The 19,316-nt window shown below is 34.3% G+C and carries 17 protein-coding genes; 7 read left to right on the top strand and 10 right to left on the bottom strand.

All coding sequences use genetic code 11. From position 1 onward, the window contains the following. Window positions 1-204: 204 nt before the first annotated feature. The 3 genes from BD847_RS06200 to BD847_RS06190 form a co-directional block, all read right to left on the bottom strand. Window positions 205-675: an Lrp/AsnC family transcriptional regulator gene (locus BD847_RS06200; RefSeq protein ID WP_115887436.1), complete on the bottom strand. Its 471-nt coding sequence runs from the start codon at window positions 673-675 to the stop codon at window positions 205-207. A 223-nt stretch (window positions 676-898) separates the two neighbouring features. Then, entirely contained in the window at window positions 899-1,648 is a 750-nt protein-coding gene (locus BD847_RS06195; protein ID WP_035653304.1) for a uroporphyrinogen-III synthase, read from the bottom strand. Between the two features lie 14 nt (window positions 1,649-1,662). Further along, window positions 1,663-2,331, bottom strand: a complete 669-nt coding sequence (locus tag BD847_RS06190) for a DUF4271 domain-containing protein (RefSeq protein WP_115887435.1) — start codon at window positions 2,329-2,331, stop codon at window positions 1,663-1,665. Window positions 2,332-2,436: 105 nt separating this feature from the next. On the opposite strand from BD847_RS06190, the gene BD847_RS06185 reads away from it, so the two are divergent. Genes BD847_RS06185 through BD847_RS06175 form a run of 3 tightly spaced genes read left to right on the top strand, consistent with a single transcriptional unit; the run spans window position 2,437 to window position 5,002 of the window. Beyond that, window positions 2,437-3,162, top strand: a complete 726-nt coding sequence (locus tag BD847_RS06185) for a polyprenol monophosphomannose synthase (protein WP_115887434.1) — start codon at window positions 2,437-2,439, stop codon at window positions 3,160-3,162. A 10-nt stretch (window positions 3,163-3,172) separates the two neighbouring features. Beyond that, window positions 3,173-4,513, top strand: coding sequence for a dihydroorotase (locus BD847_RS06180; protein ID WP_115887433.1), 1,341 nt, complete (start codon window positions 3,173-3,175; stop codon window positions 4,511-4,513). A 9-nt stretch (window positions 4,514-4,522) separates the two neighbouring features. Further along, window positions 4,523-5,002 carry a DUF4296 domain-containing protein gene (locus BD847_RS06175; protein WP_115887432.1) on the top strand — a complete coding sequence of 160 codons (480 nt, stop codon included), beginning with the start codon at window positions 4,523-4,525 and terminating at the stop codon, window positions 5,000-5,002. Window positions 5,003-5,004: 2 nt separating this feature from the next. Here the strand turns inward: BD847_RS06175 and BD847_RS06170 are convergent, their stop codons facing one another. Continuing rightward, window positions 5,005-6,006 (bottom strand): NAD-dependent epimerase/dehydratase family protein, encoded by a 1,002-nt coding sequence (locus BD847_RS06170; protein WP_115887431.1) that lies wholly within the window; start codon window positions 6,004-6,006, stop codon window positions 5,005-5,007. A 199-nt stretch (window positions 6,007-6,205) separates the two neighbouring features. On the opposite strand from BD847_RS06170, the gene tyrS reads away from it, so the two are divergent. Further along, window positions 6,206-7,501: a tyrosine--tRNA ligase gene (tyrS, locus tag BD847_RS06160; RefSeq protein ID WP_115887429.1), complete on the top strand. Its 1,296-nt coding sequence runs from the start codon at window positions 6,206-6,208 to the stop codon at window positions 7,499-7,501. Between the two features lie 63 nt (window positions 7,502-7,564). Here tyrS and BD847_RS06155 read toward each other — a convergent pair whose 3' ends face one another. The 4 genes from BD847_RS06155 to BD847_RS06140 form a co-directional block, all read right to left on the bottom strand. Continuing rightward, window positions 7,565-8,545: a LuxE/PaaK family acyltransferase gene (locus BD847_RS06155; protein ID WP_115887428.1), complete on the bottom strand. Its 981-nt coding sequence runs from the start codon at window positions 8,543-8,545 to the stop codon at window positions 7,565-7,567. A 160-nt stretch (window positions 8,546-8,705) separates the two neighbouring features. After that, window positions 8,706-9,044, bottom strand: coding sequence for a T9SS type A sorting domain-containing protein (locus BD847_RS06150; protein ID WP_115888320.1), 339 nt, complete (start codon window positions 9,042-9,044; stop codon window positions 8,706-8,708). Between the two features lie 108 nt (window positions 9,045-9,152). Beyond that, window positions 9,153-10,565, bottom strand: a complete 1,413-nt coding sequence (locus BD847_RS06145) for a hypothetical protein (RefSeq protein ID WP_208641789.1) — start codon at window positions 10,563-10,565, stop codon at window positions 9,153-9,155. A gap of 190 nt (window positions 10,566-10,755) precedes the next feature. Further along, complete coding sequence (locus tag BD847_RS06140) at window positions 10,756-13,554, bottom strand: TonB-dependent receptor (RefSeq protein ID WP_115887427.1); 2,799 nt, start codon at window positions 13,552-13,554, stop codon at window positions 10,756-10,758. Window positions 13,555-13,787: 233 nt separating this feature from the next. Between BD847_RS06140 and BD847_RS06135 the strand changes: the two genes are divergently transcribed. The 3 genes from BD847_RS06135 (at window position 13,788) to BD847_RS06125 (ending at window position 17,220) form a co-directional block, all read left to right on the top strand. Further along, window positions 13,788-14,471, top strand: coding sequence for a response regulator transcription factor (locus BD847_RS06135; RefSeq protein WP_115887426.1), 684 nt, complete (start codon window positions 13,788-13,790; stop codon window positions 14,469-14,471). Window positions 14,472-14,679: 208 nt separating this feature from the next. Then, window positions 14,680-15,765 (top strand): sensor histidine kinase, encoded by a 1,086-nt coding sequence (locus BD847_RS06130; protein ID WP_115887425.1) that lies wholly within the window; start codon window positions 14,680-14,682, stop codon window positions 15,763-15,765. Between the two features lie 159 nt (window positions 15,766-15,924). Further along, window positions 15,925-17,220 (top strand): porin, encoded by a 1,296-nt coding sequence (locus BD847_RS06125; RefSeq protein ID WP_115887424.1) that lies wholly within the window; start codon window positions 15,925-15,927, stop codon window positions 17,218-17,220. Window positions 17,221-17,356: 136 nt separating this feature from the next. Here BD847_RS06125 and BD847_RS06120 read toward each other — a convergent pair whose 3' ends face one another. Together BD847_RS06120 and BD847_RS06115 are read right to left on the bottom strand one after the other, a co-directional pair. Further along, a complete protein-coding gene (locus BD847_RS06120; protein ID WP_115887423.1) occupies window positions 17,357-18,427 on the bottom strand; it encodes a glycosyltransferase in 1,071 nt (356 codons plus the stop codon). Window positions 18,428-18,704: 277 nt separating this feature from the next. Continuing rightward, on the bottom strand, window positions 18,705-19,280 hold the full coding sequence (locus BD847_RS06115) for a hypothetical protein (RefSeq protein ID WP_167443827.1): 576 nt from the start codon (window positions 19,278-19,280) through the stop codon (window positions 18,705-18,707). Between the last annotated feature and the right edge of the window lie 36 nt (window positions 19,281-19,316).

Raw genomic sequence — 19,316 nt, 5'->3', positions numbered from 1 at the left:
TTTATAGCAAACCCGACAGGTTTTAAAACTTGTCGGGTTTTGTTTATTTATTCTGAAATTAAACCAATTAAAATCCGGCCCACAAATTTGATCGAATACAGGCTATTTATAGTTCCGAAGGAACAAATTATATTGTAGAGCTGGACTTCAGTCCAGTTTATAATAATAAGTGTTTGAATTATCAAATTGCCACATTCTCTAATTCTAAAGCTGAATCTGTCTATCAATCTGCTGATCCAATGAAATAAAGGTTTCCGTTCTTGAAACTCCTTCAATAGCCTGAATTTTAGTATTTAAAAGCTGCATTAAATGTTCATTATCGCGACAGATTATTTTAATCAAAACGGACCAGTTTCCTGTTGTGTAATGGCATTCTAAAACTTCAGGGATTTTTCTTAGATCTTTTACGGCTTCGGAGTTTCGGGAAGCTTTGTCCAGATAAACACCCACAAACGCCATGGTATTATAACCTAAAACTTTCGGATTTACTGTAAACTTAGATCCTGAAATAACGCCGGATTGTTCCAGTTTTTTTAATCGCTGGTGAATAGCGGCTCCAGAAATTCCAATTTTATTAGCAATCTGCAAAATTGGTTTTCGGGCATCATCCATTAAGTAGCGAAGTATTTCTTTATCGATACCGTCAATTTCAATTATTAGGGAATTGATTTTCATAACTTAAAATTTGAAACTATTTTTTGCATTTTGAGTTGTAAATAGAAAGCAAATGTAATTAAAATGCTCTGAAATAGAAAATTACAGAAAAGGGAAATTCCAAATTCCAATTTAAAGCAAATAGAGCAACGAACTGATTAAAAACAAAAAATCCAAATCCCAGTGATTAGTTGGAATTTGGATTTTAATCCCGAGACTTCGGGAGTATATTTTTATTCTTAGGTTATTTTCCTTTGTTTGCTTCGGCGATGTATTTTTCTAAAGCCATTGTCATTGAAGGAGTTTCAGGTGTTGGAGCAAGAATATCAATTCTTAAACCATGATCCAAAGCTTCTTTTTGAGTTGTGCTTCCAAATACAGCGATTCTGGTGTTGTTTTGTTTAAAATCAGGGAAGTTTTTAAACAAAGATTTAATTCCTGTTGGGCTAAAAAATGCTAAAACATCATAATAAACATCTGCCAAATCAGACAAATCGCTCATTACAGTTCTGTAAAAAATAGCCTGTGCCCAATCAACTTTTAAGTTGTTTAGTGTAACAGGTGCATCTGCATTTAATTGGTCAGATGCCGGAAGTAAAAACTTCTCGTCTTTGTACTTTTTGATTAGCGGAGATAAGTCTGCAAAATCTTTTGCTCCAACGTAAATTTTACGTTTTCTGTACACAACATATTTTTGCAGATAAAATGCTACAGCTTCAGATTGACAGAAATATTTCAATCCTTCAGGAACTTTGTAACGCATTTCATCAGCCACTCTAAAAAAATGATCTACAGCATTTCGACTTGTTAAAATGATCGCAGTGTAATGATTAAGATCGATTTTTTGTAATCGAATCTCTTTTGCGCTAACCCCTTCCACATGAATAAATGGTCTGAAATCAATTTTTATTTTGTGTTTTTGTTGGAGCTCAAAGTAAGGAGAATTCTCCACTTTAGGTTCAGGCTGTGACACCAAAATTGTTTTCACTTTCATATTATAAACATTTTCTAAGCACTCCCTTTTGTTAACCAATAATAAAGAAAATAATAAGGGGCTATTTCAAGAGCGCAAAGATATAAAATAAAATAAAATAACTTGCCGATTATTGCATTTTGATACGTTTTAATTGAAATAAAATAAGAGTATAAGCTGATACACAGCGAAATGCCTATGATTGCAAGTGGTATACTTTTTGGAATTCCTTCGTAATAGAACAAAACGGCATTGATAGGAAGGATTAAAACGCCAATATAGGTTCTATAAGTTACTTTTTGAAGGTTAAAAAGATCGACAAACTCATCAATATTGAAAGAAGTTGCTACAATTTTTTCTATTAAATATTTCGCCAGAATAAAATAAAGCAGGAAAGTTGCGATCTGAATAAATAAAACCCAGTCGGTTTTTGAGGCGTATCCGAAAATGTGCATCGTAAGCTGAATGAAAAAAGCAAACGAAACAACTTGCACAAAAAACAAACCAACTGTAAAGCTGCTTTTTAAATTATTGTTATCGCGATAGATTTTGGCGTATTTGTCTGAAAAAATTAGTTTGCTAAATTCACTAAATCGTGTTTCATAAGCTGATTTTGTCATGGCAACAACGGCAAAGGTGAGCACAAACAAAAGTGTGGCCCAATCTTTATTTTCGAGGATTCTGGGGTGGAGATGTTCAATCATAACGCTACAAAATTAGTAATTTTTTGTCTCAATACTTTTATTATAAATTTATTATGAATCAAATGCTATAAAAAGTTTACTTTTGCGATGAAATTACCCAAGAAAATGAATGATAGTATTGTCATAATTCCCACTTATAACGAAATTGAGAATATAGAAAGTATAGTTCGAGCTGTTCTTTCGCAACATAAGCCTTTTCATCTTTTAATTATTGATGATAATTCACCGGATCGAACTGCAAATAAGGTGATTGCATTGCAGGAAGAATATCCTGGAAGATTGTTTTTAGAAAAAAGAGAGAAAAAATCTGGTTTAGGAACGGCCTATGTTCATGGTTTTAAATGGGCTTTGCAGCGCAACTATGATTTTATTTTCGAAATGGATGCCGACTTTTCACATAACCCCAATGACTTAGAGAAATTATATGATGCCTGCCATTTTGGTGGCGCAGATTTGGCTGTTGGATCACGTTATGTAAAAGGTGTAAATGTGGTAAACTGGCCATTGAGCCGTGTGCTGATGTCTTATTTTGCTTCGGTATATGTGAAATTTATTACCGGAATGAAAATTCATGACGCTACTGCCGGATTTGTTTGTTATAAAAGAGAAGTTTTAGAAAAAATAAATCTGAATAAAATAAAATTTGTCGGGTATGCATTTCAAATTGAAATGAAATATAGAACATATTGTGGTAAATTTGAAATAAGTGAAGTGCCGATTATTTTTACGGACAGAACTAAGGGAGTTTCGAAAATGAGTAATGCAATTATCAAAGAAGCAATTCTGGGTGTGATTTCGCTGCGACTTAAAAAATTATTCAATACATTATAAAAAATATACGATGAACAGGATTTTAATCAAAAATGCTAAAATTGTAAACGAAGGGTCTATTTTTGAAGGAGATGTTTTGATTGAAAACGACCTAATCGTTGAGGTTTCTGATAGTATTAGTTTGAAAACCTCAGATTGCAAAGTAATTGATGCCGAAGGGAATTATTTGATTCCGGGTGCGATTGATGATCAGGTACATTTTAGAGAGCCTGGACTAACTCATAAAGGTGATATAGAATCAGAATCGAGAGCGGCTGTGGCTGGAGGAATTACTTCTTTTATCGAACAGCCAAATACAGTTCCGAATGCGGTTACTCAGGAAATATTAGAAGAAAAATATCAAATTGCAGCTCAAAAATCATTCGCGAATTACTCGTTTATGATGGGAGCAACGAATGACAATTTGGAAGAAGTTTTAAAAACAAATCCAAAGAATGTTGCGGGAATTAAAATATTTCTAGGTTCTTCAACCGGAAATATGTTGGTTGACAGAGAAGAAACTTTAGAGAAGATTTTCTCAAGTACACCAATGTTAATTGCGGTTCATTGCGAAGATGAAACTACCATTCAGAATAATCTTGCTGCTTTTAAAGAGCAATATGGAGAAGATGTTCCGGTAACGGCGCATCATTTAATACGTAGTGCAGAAGCTTGTTATATTTCGTCTTCAAAAGCTGTGGCTTTGGCGAAAAGAACTGGGGCAAGACTTCATATTTTTCATCTTTCGACTGCGAAAGAAATGGAATTGTTTACCAATAAAATTCCGTTAGAAGATAAAAAAATTACTGCTGAAGTTTGTGTGCACCATTTATGGTTTACGGATGAAGATTATAAAACAAAAGGGAATTTCATAAAATGGAATCCGGCTGTTAAAACCGCTGAAGATCGTGCTGAACTTTGGAAAGCTTTGAATGACGGCCGAATTGATGTTATTGCAACTGATCATGCGCCGCATACAAAAGAAGAAAAACAACAATCGTATTTGAAAGCGCCTTCTGGAGGTCCGCTTGTACAACATGCAGTAGTGGCAATGTTTGAAGCGCATCATCAGGGGAAAATTAGCGTGGAGAAAATTGTGGAAAAAATGTGTCACAATCCAGCTAAAATTTTCAAAATCGAAAAAAGAGGTTTTATCAAAGAAGGTTATTATGCCGATTTGGTAATTGTAAATCCGAGTTTGCCTTGGAGTGTAAATTCAGATAATATTTTATACAAATGTGGCTGGTCTCCATTTGAAAATATGGCTTTTAAATCGAGAATTACGCATACTTTTGTGAATGGAGAAATGGTTTACAATAACTTTAAAGTAAAAGATATCCGCGCCGGGAAAAGATTATTGTTTGATAGATAAAAAGCTGAAATGAAGAATTTTGTATTAATAATATTAGTTGTGCTGCTTTCAGTAAGTTGTAAAAAGGAGCTTGTAAAAGAGCCTAAAAAACTTATTGAAAAAGGAAAGATGGTTGATATTATGTATGATTTGGCTATTCTTGAGGCGATGCGATACCAAAATCCACTTTCATTAGATTCAGTTGATGCAAATCCGAAGAAGTTTATTTTAAAGAAATATAAAGTAGATAGTCTTCAGTTTGCACAAAGCAATATTTACTACGCTGCCGATTATAATACTTATAAAGATATGTTTGATGAAGTGAGCAAAAGAATTGCTGTACAACAACGAGCAACAGATTCTATCGTGAAAATTGAAGAGAAGAAAGCGGCAAAAGCGAATAAAAATAAGAAACCAAACGAAAGTCCTGCACCAAAATTAAATGAGGTGAAAAAATCGAGTTCAATAAATCTTGATTCGATCAGAAGGGCAATGCATACAAATAGGTAGATTTACAATCTTGAGATATTGTGCACATATTGGTGTACATCCATAAAAACCGTTCCTAGAGCGGTTTTTATTTTTTCATTAGAATACAAAGCTTTGGTGTAAGATGATTTTGCGGTTGCTTTTGTCAGACGCCTTTTTTGGAAAAATAAAGTAGAAAATACTGCATCGGCCATCCATAGAAAATTCATCAAAAAGGGTTTCGCATGAAGGTGTGGTTTTTTAACTTTTAAAACCGTTGCGATTGTATTCAAAATGTCTTTAAAAACTACGTTTTCTGCAATCAAAGTAAAGCGCTCATTTTTGATGTCGCTTTTCATTAATTGAATGGCAGTTTTTACAACATCGTCAACCGTGATAAAACCAGTACTTCCGAGTGTGTAAAACGGAAGTCCATTGGCTACTTTTACATATAATTCGGCGCTTCCTTGTTGCGCATTTTTTGTTTTCGGAATTGGTCCCAGAATTACGCCTGGATTTATAATTACAATATCCAAACCTTCCTGAACAGCGCGCCAGACTTCCATTTCGGCGCCATATTTAGAAATCGCATAATCGCTGTGCGGTTTTTCAGGATTCCAGTCGGTTTCTTCGGTAATGATATTTTCGTGTGGAGCTAAATCACCTAAAGCTGCGATGGAACTTACAAAACAGAATTTTTTTATTTCTTTGGCAATCGAAAAATTAACCATATTGGCCGTGCCTTCAATGTTGGTTTTTCGTAATGCATCTTCATCTTTCGGGTCAAATGAAATTAATGCTGCACAATGATAAACGTAATCAATGTCGATAAAAGCAAGTTCAAGTGAAGGTACGTCCAGAATATCGGCTTCAAGCCATTCTATTTTTTCAAATAAATTGCCTTTTTTATAAAGTTCAAAAACCGATTTTGCTTTTTGAATGTTGCTTTGAGTGCGGTAAATAGCCCGGACATTTTCTCCATTTTCAATGAGATGAAGTAATAAATGCGAGCCTACTAAACCTGTTCCTCCAGTTACTAATACCATTTTGTAAATATAAGTTTTTGTTGTAAAGTGGCAAAGAGGCAGAGGTTCAAAGTTGCAAAGGTTTTTTTGTTTTTACGACTAAGGCGTAAAGGCGCAAAGTTTTTGTTTTTTTTATAATATTTGTGTCTTTGCGCCTTAGTGGCATAACTTTTTGATATTGCCATTGCCATTGATTATATTTGCGCAAAATATTATAAAAATGAAGAATCTAGTTGAAGAATTAAAATGGCGCGGTTTGTACCATGATAGCATGCCAGGAACGGAAGAACAATTGCTAAAAGAGGTAACATCGGCTTATATTGGTTTTGATCCAACGGCAGATTCGCTGCATATTGGCAGTATGGTTCAGATTATTTTATTGGTTCATTTAAAGAATTTTGGTCATCAGCCAGTTGCTCTTGTAGGCGGCGCGACCGGAATGATTGGTGATCCTTCTGGAAAATCTGACGAAAGAAATCTGTTGAACGAAGAAACTTTGGCTAAAAATGTTGCCGGAATCAAAAGTGTTCTGTCTCGCTTCTTAGACTTTAATTCAAAAGAACCAAATGGTCCAATTATGGTGAACAACTATGACTGGATGAAGGAATTCTCGTTTATTGATTTTGCACGTGAAGTTGGAAAACGAATCACGGTAAATTATATGATGGCGAAGGACTCAGTTAAAAAAAGAATTAACGGAGAAGGTGAAGGAATGTCTTTCACAGAATTTACCTATCAATTAATTCAGGGATACGATTTTTATCATTTATATAAAAACAATAACTGCCTTTTGCAAATGGGAGGTTCTGACCAGTGGGGAAATATTACCACAGGTACGGAATTAGTACGCAGAATGGGTGGAGAAAATGCAAAAGCTTTTGCATTGACAACTCCATTAATTACAAAAGCAGACGGATCTAAATTTGGAAAATCAGAAGGTGGAAATGTTTGGCTTGACGCCGATAAAACTTCGGTTTACAAATTTTACCAGTTTTGGGTAAATGCTACAGACGCTGATGCTGAAAAACACATTAAAATCTTTACTTTCTTAGATAAAGAAACAATTGATGCTCTGATTGCAGAACATCAGGCAGCTCCGCATTTAAGAGTTTTACAAAAGAAATTAGCAGAAGAAATTACGATTTTTGTTCATAGTAAAGAAGAGTTGGAAAAAGCAATTCAGGCTTCAAATATCTTATTTGGAAATTCTACTGCAGACGATTTGAAGAAATTGGATGAAAAGACTTTCTTAGAAGTTTTTGATGGAGTTCCGCAAGCTGAAATTGCAAAAGCGGATTTAGAAAACGGATTGGATATTATTACTGTTTTGAATGAAAAAACAGGTTTCTTTAAATCTAACGGAGAAGCAAGACGTGCTTTAACAGCAAATTCTATTTCGGTAAACCGAGAAAAAATAAAAGAAGATTTTGTTTTAACGGCAAATGATTTAATCAATAATCAATTTGTGTTATTACAAAGTGGAAAGAAAAACTATTTTGTGATTAGAACTGTTTAATCGGTTAATTGTTTAATCGAGTTTGAACACGATTAAACGACTTAACAAATCAACGATTAAACATTAAAGAACCATCAAATTACAACCACGAATGTCAGAATTATCAAAACGTCCCAATACCTCGAAAGAGTTGTTGGGATTTTTTTTGCCTAAATCCTGTGTAGCGATAAAAGAACAGGAATTGATATTAGCCAAATCGATCACATTAATTCCGCCTGTTTTTCCATCGGCTACATAAGTCAAAGCATCTTCAGGATCGCGAACCAGAATATTCATCCAGGAAGTGCATTCAAACACACCGTCGCCTAATGAATAAGCTTGCGCTAAAAGTTCGGTCATACCGTATTCTGAATGAATCGAATTTACGCCAAAACCTTTGCAAAGTAGTTCGTGAAGTTCTTCGCGAATCATTTCTTTGCGTTTGCCTTTCATTCCGCCCGTTTCCATAATAATGGTATTTTGAAGGTTGAATTGGTGTTTTTCAATTAAATCCAACAAAGCATACGTAACGCCAATTAAAATTACATTTTGGCCGGATTCGTCTAATTCGGTTAGTTTTTTAATTAAGTCGTCATGATTGTGTAAATAAAACCCGCTTTCAGGCTGATTCGAGAGTTTTATGAGATCTTCGACCATGTAAATTAACGAAGAGCCATCGCGCTCGAGATAAGACGGTAAAAGGGCTAAAACGACATAATCTTCGATATTGCCATAAAATTGCGAAAAGCCTTGACGATAACTTTCTTCATAAAGAGAAGCATCGGTAACCAAATGTCGGCTGGTAATCATTCCTGTTGTTCCGCTGCTTGTGAAAGTAACTTGCGGTAAATCAGAATTAGAAACCACTTCATGGCTTTTGAAAAACTGAATAGGTAAAAAAGGAATTTGCTGCAGCGATTTTACGTGTTGCGGATTTACGTTTAAATAATCACAAAAGTCACGATATACTTTATTGTTCTCGTGCTGAAAACGGAACACTTTTAGTGCTATTTTTTCAAATTGTTTCTGACTCGAAATGGTAAATATATCGCTGGCTGTAATCAAAACTTTTTTTGTGCAAAGATATTGTTTTTAGTCTTTAGTCGCAGTTTTCAGTCACAGTTTTCGGCAAAGTGTGTAAACTGAAAACCGAACACTGCGACTGCGACTGTACACTGCGACTGAAAACTAAAAAAAGCTCCATAAAGGAGCTTTTTTCTATATTTTACCGAATGATGAGCTTTCGGGTTGCGGATGCATTTTCTTCGCTTATTTTTATGATATAAACGCCAGGGACCAAATCTGAAACATTTAGCTCTTTTGAACTAAGATGTGTCTGAAGTACTTTTTTGCCCAGAATGTCAAAAATGATTATTTCTTTTTCAAGATCATTTTTTGATGTAATGTATACTTTTCCGTTTAACACTGGGTTAGGGTACAAGCTTAGACCCTCAATGGAAGTTGTTTCCTGAGGTTTTGGTAATTGTTTACTGTCCTGTGCTGAAGCACTTACAGTAAAGAAAAAAGCCAATAAGAATGTAATATAAAAGTAGTTTTTTGCCATCGCACTTGTTTGGATAAGTAAATATACAAAAAAAATTACAAAAATTACGCCAAAAAAAAACATCCTAATATATTAGGATGTTTTTAACATTTATGTTTTAACTAACTGTTATTTAGTCAAGTCAACTCCGTTTACTGTTGCCCAAGCACCAGCTGTTAATGAAGCTCCTGTTGCAGTAGCATCGATTGTGAAGTTTGCTGCTGGGAAAGTTACAACACCATCCCATGGAGCTACTACTACACCTAAGATGTTTTTAGAAGTATTAACGATTTTAACTTTGTTAATTTTGATTTTACCACCATTTACTTGGTTAGTATTTGTAGAAGCATCTTGAATTTTTACTGCTGCTCCTGTGAAAACTGTAGTTCCTTCAGTATAATCACCGTAACCATCGATGATAATGTTGCTGAAATCACCGTTTCCGTCATTTTTGAATTGGAAAGCATCAACCTGAACATCTCCAACAGCTTCTGGTGTAGTACCAGCTACTCTTCTTAAAGTAATGTTTGTAACTTTAGGGTAGTAATCGTTGTTGTTTTTAGAAGATTCGATTTCAACACCGAAGTTTCCTTTTACACTTTGGTGAGCATACCAGTTTGTACTTAATTGACCTTGCCATCCATCTTGCCAGTCAAAAGAGTCATCTGTATTGTCATAAGAAATTGCATTTGTTAAACTTGCAGTTCCTCCGTAAAATTCGAATCCGTCATCAGCACCTTTGTAAGATACTAAGTGATCTAAAGTTGTTCCTGATCCTACAGAGTAGAAAGAGAATCCGTTTAATTCTTTTGTTCCGTCAGCTAATTTAGAACCAGCGTACTCAACTCTTACATATTTCAAAGAACCACCGTTGTGAGCAGCATTTGTTCCTCCGTAAGGTAAAGCATTTCCGTCTTCAGAAGTAGAAGTTTTTACACCTTTAATAGCGTTGATTGGAGCGTCTCCGTACATGATGATACCTCCCCATGAACCTGGAACTTTAGATTTCTCAGTAAATACAACTGGTTTGTCAGCTGTACCATTGATTACTAATTTACCACCGTTTAATACTACTAATGCATTGTCTCCAGTAGTTTTATCAACAGTAATAGTAGAACCAGCGTCGAAAGTCAACGTTACACCTGAATTTACTTTTACCATACCTTTCATTGTATAGTTTCCTAAAGGATATGTTTTATCAGCTGTGATTGGACCTGTAATTTCTCCTGTTGCAACTGGAACTGCAGTTACAGTTACCGTTTTAGTTACAGATACAGATTGTACAGTATAAGTAATAACAGAAGTACCTACAGAAACCCCTGTGATAACTCCTGTAGCAGGTACAACAGTTGCAACTGCTGGAGTAGCACTTGTATAAGTACCACCTGTTGTTGTACTGCTGAATGTTGTAGTTGCTCCAACGACAACACTTTCAGTTCCTGTTAAAGGAGCTACTGTAAATGGAGCAGGATCGTTGTCATTGCTACATGATGAAAATAATAAGCCAATTGAAAGGGCTAAAGCGAAAAATTTAGTTTTCATAATTGTTGTTTAATAGTTGATTTCTTTGCAGACAAAATTAGAACAGGAATTCTTTTTGTGTGTTAGCTAAGTATTACAATACCGTTATTATAAAAGCTCTAAAATGTGAAGCTAATGTTAAGAGATATTAAGTATTTGCATAAAAAAAGCCCTATCGAAATAGGGCTTTGTATTCTTGGGTTCAAAAGTCTTAAAATGTATATCCTAAGCTTAAAGAGAAACCTCTACTTTTCTTGTAGCTTCTTGTCAAAGGATCTTCAACAACTGGAGTTACACTGTTATCTCCAATTTTAAATTGACGTGCTGGATCAAGTAAGTTGTCTGCTGTGAATTTCAAATCGAAATGTTCTGATAATTTACTGCTCCAAACAAAATCTAATTGGCTTACCGGAAGTTCGTAAATATGATCTAATCCGTTTGTTCCTACCGCATAAATTCTTTTTCCGAATACTGAGTATACTAATGATACAGTATTGCTCCAGTTTTTGTTGATGTCAAATTGGTATTTTAAATCAGAGTTGATTAACCATTTTGATGCACCTTGTAAATCTCTTGATCGGTGTGTTTCTATAGATTCAGTAACACTACCGTCAGGATTTGTGATGAAAGGTTTTACTTCTGCTTTAGTGCTCATTAATGAAGTATTAAATCCTAAAGAGAAATTTTTAAAAGTATTAGTCAATCTCTCTAAGTCATAAATAAATTCAATTTCCGCACCATATAAAACTGCATTGTCTGAGTTTAAGTACGTAATGATTGTAGAACCTGCAGCATTAGCAGTTAAAGTTCTTTCGATTGGGTTTTTCATTTGTTTCCCGAAAATACCTACTGCAAACATTTCTTTTGCTGTTGGGAAAAGCTCATATTTAAAATCAACATTGTAATTGTCACTGTTTACCAAATATGGATTTCCTTTCATAGAAGTTCCATCAGCATTAACATACTCGATAGGATAAGCTTCCATGATAACTGGTTTTGTATAAGTAACACCTCCAGCTAAACGGATGTTAGATTTTTCAGTAAGACCGTATTTAGCATTTAACGATGGTAAGAAGTATACTTTGTCATAATTTAAAGTTACAAACGGATCATCAAAAGAACCTTGGTTTCTGTATTTAGTTTCTCTGTTTGCGCTTTCAACACGTACACCACCATTTACTTCAAGTTTATCATTGAATTTGTAAAGTAAATTTGCGTATCCTGCATTTGCACCTTCTTTTAATATTGCTTTGTAAGTAGCATTAGAACTTTCTTTGAAATAAAAATCACCATTTGCGATAAAAGTATTCAATTGATTATCGATACTGTTAAGCGGAGCAGCGATATTTGGACCAGGCGTTGGAGAAATAAAACGGTATGAAGACTCCATGTCTGATGCATTTCCGTTGTAACCAACTGTTAATTTATGACCTTTCTCAGATCCGAATTTTAAATTATATTCGGCTAAACCAGATAAATAAGAGTTACCAGTGATTTCTAAATATTGCTTGATAAAGTTGTTTCCGGCAATAGAAGCAATAATTCCATCATTTTCAGTTTTAATACCAGAGAATGCTTTTCTGTCCGGTTGATCGTATTTTGTTACCGCATAAGATACGCCAGCTTTTACAGTTTGGCTTTTATCTTCAGCGATTGCATATTCTCCTAACAATTGGTTGTTCCAATAATCAGACTGATCTAATTGGTTTGTACGGATAAGCGTTTTGTTTGCTCCTGTTCCTGTTTCAGCATTTGCTACACCAAATTGATCTTTGATTAAGTTGTCAGTCGTTCTGATGAAAAGACTGTTGTATGCTAATTTGAATCGGTTAGTGTTATAGTTTAAACCTAATAAACCAGTCAAAGAAGTTTTGTAATGATTGTCTGTAGTTACAAAATCAGTTTTATAGCTGATTCCTGTACTTTGGTAAGCAAAAGTTCTGTCAACTCCTTCTTGAATTGCATAACTGTTATCTGCATTTAAAGAGAAGATATAAGAAAGGCTTCTGTCTTTTTTCAAATCAAATTTTTCTGCATGTAAAAATCCGATACTCATATTAAGAGGAGTTCTTATAGAAGAAACGTCAAAACCACTTTTGAAAGAGTTTAAAGATTCTTCAGGAGTAAATACGTGGCCAGACGGAGTGTCTCCTAATAAAGAAGGCAATTGTCTGTTGTCGCCTGTCATTCCGAAGAAACCTTCTGCTGAATCAGCATCTTTAGAAAGAGAAAATCTTTTAAAGTTACTGTTTGCAAGAAAGCTTGTTCCTATAGTAATTTTTGTAATGCTTTTTGTTGGTTTTGAAGTCTGGATATTAAATGTTCCACCTGCAAAATCTCCGTAAACATTTGGGCTAAATGTTTTGTAAACTTCAATAACACCTACAACATCCGTAGAAAATAAATCCAAAGGGATAATTTTAAGGAATGGATTATTTGTTGGAGCAGCAAGATCGTTAATTAATAAGTTGTTGTATCTGTCTTCAAGACCACGAACGAATAAACCTCTTGAGCCTACTTTTGTGATTCCGGTAATTTTCGTTAAACCTTCTTCAACATCGCTAACGCCTTTTCTTGACATTTCCTGTGCACCAATACTTTGTTTGATTACTACAGCATTTTTTTGTTCAAGTAATAAGGCAGTTTCTTTTTCTCTGTTTGCTGTCGATTTTACAACAACATCCTTAAGAGTATAACCTCCTGATGATAGTACCTGATCAACAGTGATAGTTTCGCCTGCTTTTACAGTTACTGGTTTTTCTACAGATTCGTATCCAACGAAACTAAAGATAATAGTATAATTTCCTGGATTTACACTTAACGAATATTTTCCGTCAATGTCAGTGTTGGCACTAATGTTTGTTCCTTTAAGTAATACGTTTGCAAAAGGAAGTGCTGCATTATTAGTTTCTTTGTCGGTTAATACACCAGAAATCGTACCTTTGTTTTGCGCGATAGAAATCGTACAGATAAATAATGTGATTAATAGAAATTTTAAATTGAATTTCATTTCAGTGTTGTGTTTAATTTATTTTTGTGCAAAGAAAGACACGCATTGTAAAGTTCATGTTAGCGACCTGTTATGTTTTTGTGTTGTCAAGATTATCAAATTGTTACCAGATTAAATTACCGTTAACCGTAATTTTTAACGGTTGTTTTATTACTATATTTACGCTGTGAAATAAAAAACGTCGAATATATATTAAAGAGAATTTGATGTAAAAATCTCAATTTTTGCTATTTATGAAAAAAACACAAACCAAGATTTTATTAGTTGACGATGAACCAGATATCTTAGAAATCGTTGGCTATAACCTTGCCCAGGAAGGCTATCAGATTGTAACAGCTTCAAACGGAAAAGAAGCTATTGCAAAGGCCCAAAAAGAATTGCCGGAATTAATCATTATGGATGTTATGATGGCTGAAATGGACGGGATGGAAGCTTGTGAAAACATCAGAAAAATTCCAGAATTAAATAATGTTATCATAACATTCTTAACTGCAAGAAGCGAAGATTATTCGCAAGTTGCTGGTTTCGATGCAGGTGCTGATGACTATATTACAAAACCAATTAAACCAAAATTATTGGTAAGTAAAGTAAAGGCTTTGTTAAGAAGACTGAAAGAACAAGAAGTTGTTTCTGATACAATAAATGTTGGAGGAATCGAAATAAACCGCGAGGAATACAAAATCATAAAAGGAAATGTAGAAATTGCATTGCCAAGAAAAGAATTCGAGTTGTTCTATTTATTGGCTTCTAAACCTGGAAAAGTTTTTAAAAGAGATGAAATCCTTGATAAAGTTTGGGGGAATGAAGTAGTAGTTGGAGGCAGAACAATAGATGTTCACATTAGAAAACTTCGCGAAAAAATAGGCGAAGACCTTTTTAAAACCATAAAAGGTGTTGGTTATAAATTCGAGGTGTAAATTTGAACCATATAAGTTATATAAGTTCATTTAAATTGTAACCTAATATATCAATCAAAATTTATCTTTGTTAAAGTTTCGAACTTTGACAAAGATTTCTTTTTTAAGTTCGTATGTCAATCCAGACAATTAAGTTTAGTTTTTAAATGAACTTATATAACTTATATGGTGGGAAAAAAAATAATTTTTTAATGGTTCAAAATTTTCAATGAAAATCAATTTTAAAAAAACATACAAATTTGCGATTAAGTCGGCACTATATATAAGTCTGTTTTCAACAGGATTTGTGTTGATTTTAATGTCTTTGTTTTATAAAAATCAATTAAAACATCAAATTGCTTTTGGAATAGTATTCATTATTTCAATTTATATTTTTTCTTTTTTAGTGCTCCAATATCGCGTAGAGCGTTTTATATACAGGAGAGTAAAAAAGATTTACGATGAGGTTTCCTTACTAGAATCGACACCGCTGATCAATCAGCCTATAACGACGGATATGGAAACGCTTTCGCGTGAAGTAAAAAAATTCGCGACCGATAAAAAGCTCGAAATTGAAATGCTCGAAATTCGTGAGCAATACAGAAGAGAGTTTCTTGGAAACGTTTCGCACGAGCTTAAAACACCTTTATTTACTGTTCAAGGATATGTTTCGACTTTGCTTGACGGTGCAATGGATGATAAAAATATCCGTAAAAAATATCTGAAGCGTGCCGAAAAAGGGGTAGAGCGTCTTATTTATATTGTGGAAGATTTGGATATGATTACCAAATTAGAATCGGGAGATCTAGATCTGAATATGACTGATTTTGATATTGTTGAATTGATTCAAAACGTTTTTGATTTGTTAGAAATGAAAGCTGATAAGAAAAAAATCAAATTGGCTTTTGAGAGTAAAAATGTTCAGTCAGTAATCATTCGCGGTGATCAGGACAGAATTCAGCAAGTGTTGGAAAACCTGATTGTGAATTCGATTAAGTACGGAAAAGAAGGCGGTTTAACCGAAGTTGGTGTTGTAAATCTGACCAAGAAAAAAGTACTAATACGAATCAGTGATAACGGAGAAGGTGTTGAAAAGCAAAATATTTCAAGACTTTTTGAACGTTTTTACCGTGTAGACAAAAGCGGAACACGTTCTGAAGGTGGTTCTGGTTTAGGTTTGGCAATCGTAAAACATATTATTGAAGCTCATAAAGAGAAAGTTTATGTTGAAAGTGAGTTCGGAATTGGCTCAGAATTCTCTTTTACACTAGAAAAAGCGCAAAAAGTGCAAAAACCGGAGGTTAAAAAATTGTAATTAGCTTTAAGCTAAAAGCCCTAAAACAGGGCTCTTAACAATAAATAAACTTTCAGGTTTCGTGCATAACATTAAATTTTTATTATGGTAACATCTTGTTAATGATTTATTAACATAGGTGGTACATCTTTGCATCTTGAAATCTAGGGTATAGAAAAAATGATAAAAAAAATAATCACTGCGGTTTTAGTACTGCTTGCTTGCGGAGCTAATGCGCAGGAATTAAATAAACAGGATGTAAAAAACGAGGTAATGCGTATTTTAGATTCGATCAACAAAGCAAAACTTCCTGATACTAAATCCGGAGGAGGAGTTGAAGAACATTGGTACGACCGAATATCTTTAAGAGGTTATGCTCAAATTAGATACAATGGCTTGTTTTCTACAAACGACAAAATTACCTGTGACCAATGTGACAGATCTTGGGGAACCACTTCAACCGCCCCGGATGCAAAAGCAAATAACGGACTTTTTATTCGTCGTGCACGTTTAGTGTTTTCTGGTCAGGTTCATCCAAACGTATTTTTCTATTTTCAGCCTGATTTTGCAAGTTCACCAGTAACTGGAATCCAAAATTTCGTTCAAATTCGTGACTTGTATTTTGATGTTTCTTTTGATAAGAAAAGAGAATATCGAGTTCGTGTGGGGCAAAGTAAAATTCCATATGGATTCATAAACATGCAGTCCAGTTCACAACGTTTAACATTGGATCGTGCAGATGCTATCAACAGTTCGATAGCAAATGAACGTGATTTGGGGTTAATTTTTTATTGGGCGCCAGCCGAAATCAGAAAACGTTTTGAAATGTTGGTTAAAGACGGTTACAAAGGTTCGGGAGATTTTGGGGTTTTTGCATTTGGAGTTTATAATGGACAGATCGCTAATAAAATAGATGCAAACAGAGATTTGAATGTGGTAGCCAGAATATCGTATCCTTTTGTAATTGGTAGCCAAATTATTGAGCCAGGAATCCAGGCTTATGATGGTAAATGGGCTTTTACAGACGAAATTTCTACTGGTGTTATAGTAAATGATCCTAAATATGTGAAAGATGAAAGAATAGGTGCAACTTTTGTTTTGTATCCAAAACCTTTCGGAATCCAAACCGAATATAATATTGGAAAAGGACCTCGCTATAATCCTTTAACAAATACTGTTGATGATGCCAGTTTAAATGGAGGCTATGTTTTGCTAAACTATAAATTGGATTTCAAAAAACAGCATTTATATCCTTTCGCGCAATTTCAATATTATGACGGAGGTAAGAAATATGAAAAAGATGCCAGAAGTTACGTTGTAAGAGATTACGAATTTGGTATCGAATGGCAACCTATCAAAGCATTAGAATTGACAGCTGAATATGTTGTAGCCGATAGAAATTATGTAGATAGTGCCCGTCCGGTTAACAGACAACAAGGTAATCTATTGCGTTTGCAGGCACAGTTTAATTTCTAAAAAAAATAAGAATCCGCATTTATCTGCGCCTTCACGATAGTGAATCCGTTTAATCAGTGTTCCATTGTAGACACAGATTAAACGGATTTGCATTTGCAAAAGCGCTTATTAATACGGATTTTTTTATTGGTGAGAATTAATCTTCAAAAACAGAAAATAACGAATCCCAATCGATATCATTTTTAAATTGGGATAACCCTTTAAACGATTTTACCTTTGATAAATCTTCAATCGTAAAGTCGTCTTGCAATGCATACGGCACAAGTTTTTCTTCCTGAAGTTTTATGGCTAGATATTCTTGTTCATATTGCCCTGGAGTTGGAATAAAAAAGGCTTTTTTGCCTAATTTGGCCAGATCCATTACTGTTGTATAACCAGAACGGCATAACACTAATTCACTTTCATTGAATGTTTGTTCCAGTTGTTTGGAATTCATGAAATTGTAATAAGTAACATTTCCGTTTTGCCATTTGTTCTGAACTTTGTCAACAAGTCCTTGTATAAAAACAACATTTCCCTTATAATTGGCAATTTCTTTCTGAAGCTTTTGATCTAAGTAAGTACGTTGAGGTTCCGGCCCGGACAAAATAATCATCAGGTCGTATACTATTGGAGTTTCCTTTTTTTTCATTCGGCTCAAAGGCCCAATGTATTTTATATTGAGGTGATTAGTTGCTAGATGTCCTAATTCTCCGGTAAGATTAACATCGTCATTAGAGTCGGGAACCCAGCACTGATTGTATTTTTTTATAAAATATTGATGACATTTGCTAGTAAACCAAGTTGTATTTCCCGTCATCACATTCAATTGGTGCGTCATAAAAACAGATGGAATTTTTTTGCTGAAAACACCCAATCGGTTATCAGAAATAATTCCGTCGATGCCGTGTTTTTTAATCCAGGAATTCACTACTTTTTTTTCATCCAAAATTGCAGTAATCATTTTTGGAAGATTTTTGATGAGTTTCCATTTAAAGTTTTTGCCGTTTTTGGCATATTCAATATGATAGGAAGGTAATTCCAGTGTTTGTATATATGGAAACTCTTTTCGTAATAAAGCCAATGCAACACCATCTGAAGCGATAATTGGAATGAATTTGTTTTCCTGAAGCGCTTTGATAATAGGGATACATCTGGTGGCATGGCCTAATCCCCAGTTTAAAGGAGCAACTAATATAGTTTTGTTAGCAGAATAGTCAATGCTCATAATTTTAACGCTTTTTGAAAACGAAGATAAAGAAATATGTTTTCTATGGCATTTCGTACGTATTACTAAATTATTAACTGTAATTTAAGCTTCTAAGATGTTAAGCTACTAAGACACTAAGTTTCTAAGTTGCTAAGTTTTTTCAGAAATTGAAAAAAGTATAAATAAAAAAAACCGAACGAAAGTTCGGTTTTAATAGCAGCTTCTAAAGACTTAGAAACTTAGTGTCTTAGCATCTCAGTAACTTAGTAACTCAGTAGCTTAGCATCTCAGAACCTTAATCCTGAATATACGTTTTATTTCCATTTTTGTTAATATAGTATTTACCGCCTCTTGGACCAGTATATACTTTTTTACCATTGTATTCGCCAGTTACTTTGTCTGGTACAGATGGTGCTTTTTCATTAGTTTCTTTTAAAGTTTTACTAGCCGATTTTTTAGCAGCTGTGGCATCTTTCTTAGTAGCGTCAGCTTTTGCAGCTGTTTTCTTGGCATCAGCTTTGGTTTTATCGGCAGAGCTTTTTGCTTTGTCAGCGGTACTTTTTGCTTTATCCGATTCTACAGTAGCTTTTTTTGCATCAGCTTTTGCTTTAGTGGCTTGTTTGTCGGCAGTCTTTTTTGCTGCGTCAGCAGATTCTTTTTTTGCTTTTGTTGAAGCAGATTTTGCATCATCAGCAGCTTTTTTAGATTTTGTGGCTTCCTTTTTTGCGTCAGCCGAGGCTTTGTCTGCACTTGCTTTGGCTTTTTTTGCCGAAGCTTCTGTTTTACTTTTTGTTGCTTTTGCAGTTGTTTCCTGTGCATAAAAATTAGAAGAGAAAGCAACCATCAAACAGAACAATACTAATTTTTTCATAAGGCTAAGAGTTTAAAATTCAATTAAAATTAATCA

It is taken from the genome of Flavobacterium cutihirudinis, from assembly GCF_003385895.1.
Taxonomy (GTDB): Bacteria; Bacteroidota; Bacteroidia; order Flavobacteriales; family Flavobacteriaceae; genus Flavobacterium; species Flavobacterium cutihirudinis.
Note: the sequence above shows the minus strand (reverse complement) of the source record. Positions and strands in the feature narration are given on the sequence as shown.

Coding starts and splice junctions, on each gene's coding strand:
- BD847_RS06200 (WP_115887436.1), bottom strand. CDS start 675: ATGAAAATCAATTCCCTAATAATTGAAATTGACGGTATCGATAAAGAA.
- BD847_RS06195 (WP_035653304.1), bottom strand. CDS start 1,648: ATGAAAGTGAAAACAATTTTGGTGTCACAGCCTGAACCTAAAGTGGAG.
- BD847_RS06190 (WP_115887435.1), bottom strand. CDS start 2,331: ATGATTGAACATCTCCACCCCAGAATCCTCGAAAATAAAGATTGGGCC.
- BD847_RS06185 (WP_115887434.1), top strand. CDS start 2,437: ATGAATGATAGTATTGTCATAATTCCCACTTATAACGAAATTGAGAAT.
- BD847_RS06180 (WP_115887433.1), top strand. CDS start 3,173: ATGAACAGGATTTTAATCAAAAATGCTAAAATTGTAAACGAAGGGTCT.
- BD847_RS06175 (WP_115887432.1), top strand. CDS start 4,523: ATGAAGAATTTTGTATTAATAATATTAGTTGTGCTGCTTTCAGTAAGT.
- BD847_RS06170 (WP_115887431.1), bottom strand. CDS start 6,006: ATGGTATTAGTAACTGGAGGAACAGGTTTAGTAGGCTCGCATTTATTA.
- tyrS (WP_115887429.1), top strand. CDS start 6,206: ATGAAGAATCTAGTTGAAGAATTAAAATGGCGCGGTTTGTACCATGAT.
- BD847_RS06150 (WP_115888320.1), bottom strand. CDS start 9,044: ATGGCAAAAAACTACTTTTATATTACATTCTTATTGGCTTTTTTCTTT.
- BD847_RS06145 (WP_208641789.1), bottom strand. CDS start 10,565: ATGAAAACTAAATTTTTCGCTTTAGCCCTTTCAATTGGCTTATTATTT.
- BD847_RS06140 (WP_115887427.1), bottom strand. CDS start 13,554: ATGAAATTCAATTTAAAATTTCTATTAATCACATTATTTATCTGTACG.
- BD847_RS06135 (WP_115887426.1), top strand. CDS start 13,788: ATGAAAAAAACACAAACCAAGATTTTATTAGTTGACGATGAACCAGAT.
- BD847_RS06130 (WP_115887425.1), top strand. CDS start 14,680: ATGAAAATCAATTTTAAAAAAACATACAAATTTGCGATTAAGTCGGCA.
- BD847_RS06125 (WP_115887424.1), top strand. CDS start 15,925: ATGATAAAAAAAATAATCACTGCGGTTTTAGTACTGCTTGCTTGCGGA.
- BD847_RS06120 (WP_115887423.1), bottom strand. CDS start 18,427: ATGAGCATTGACTATTCTGCTAACAAAACTATATTAGTTGCTCCTTTA.
- BD847_RS06115 (WP_167443827.1), bottom strand. CDS start 19,280: ATGAAAAAATTAGTATTGTTCTGTTTGATGGTTGCTTTCTCTTCTAAT.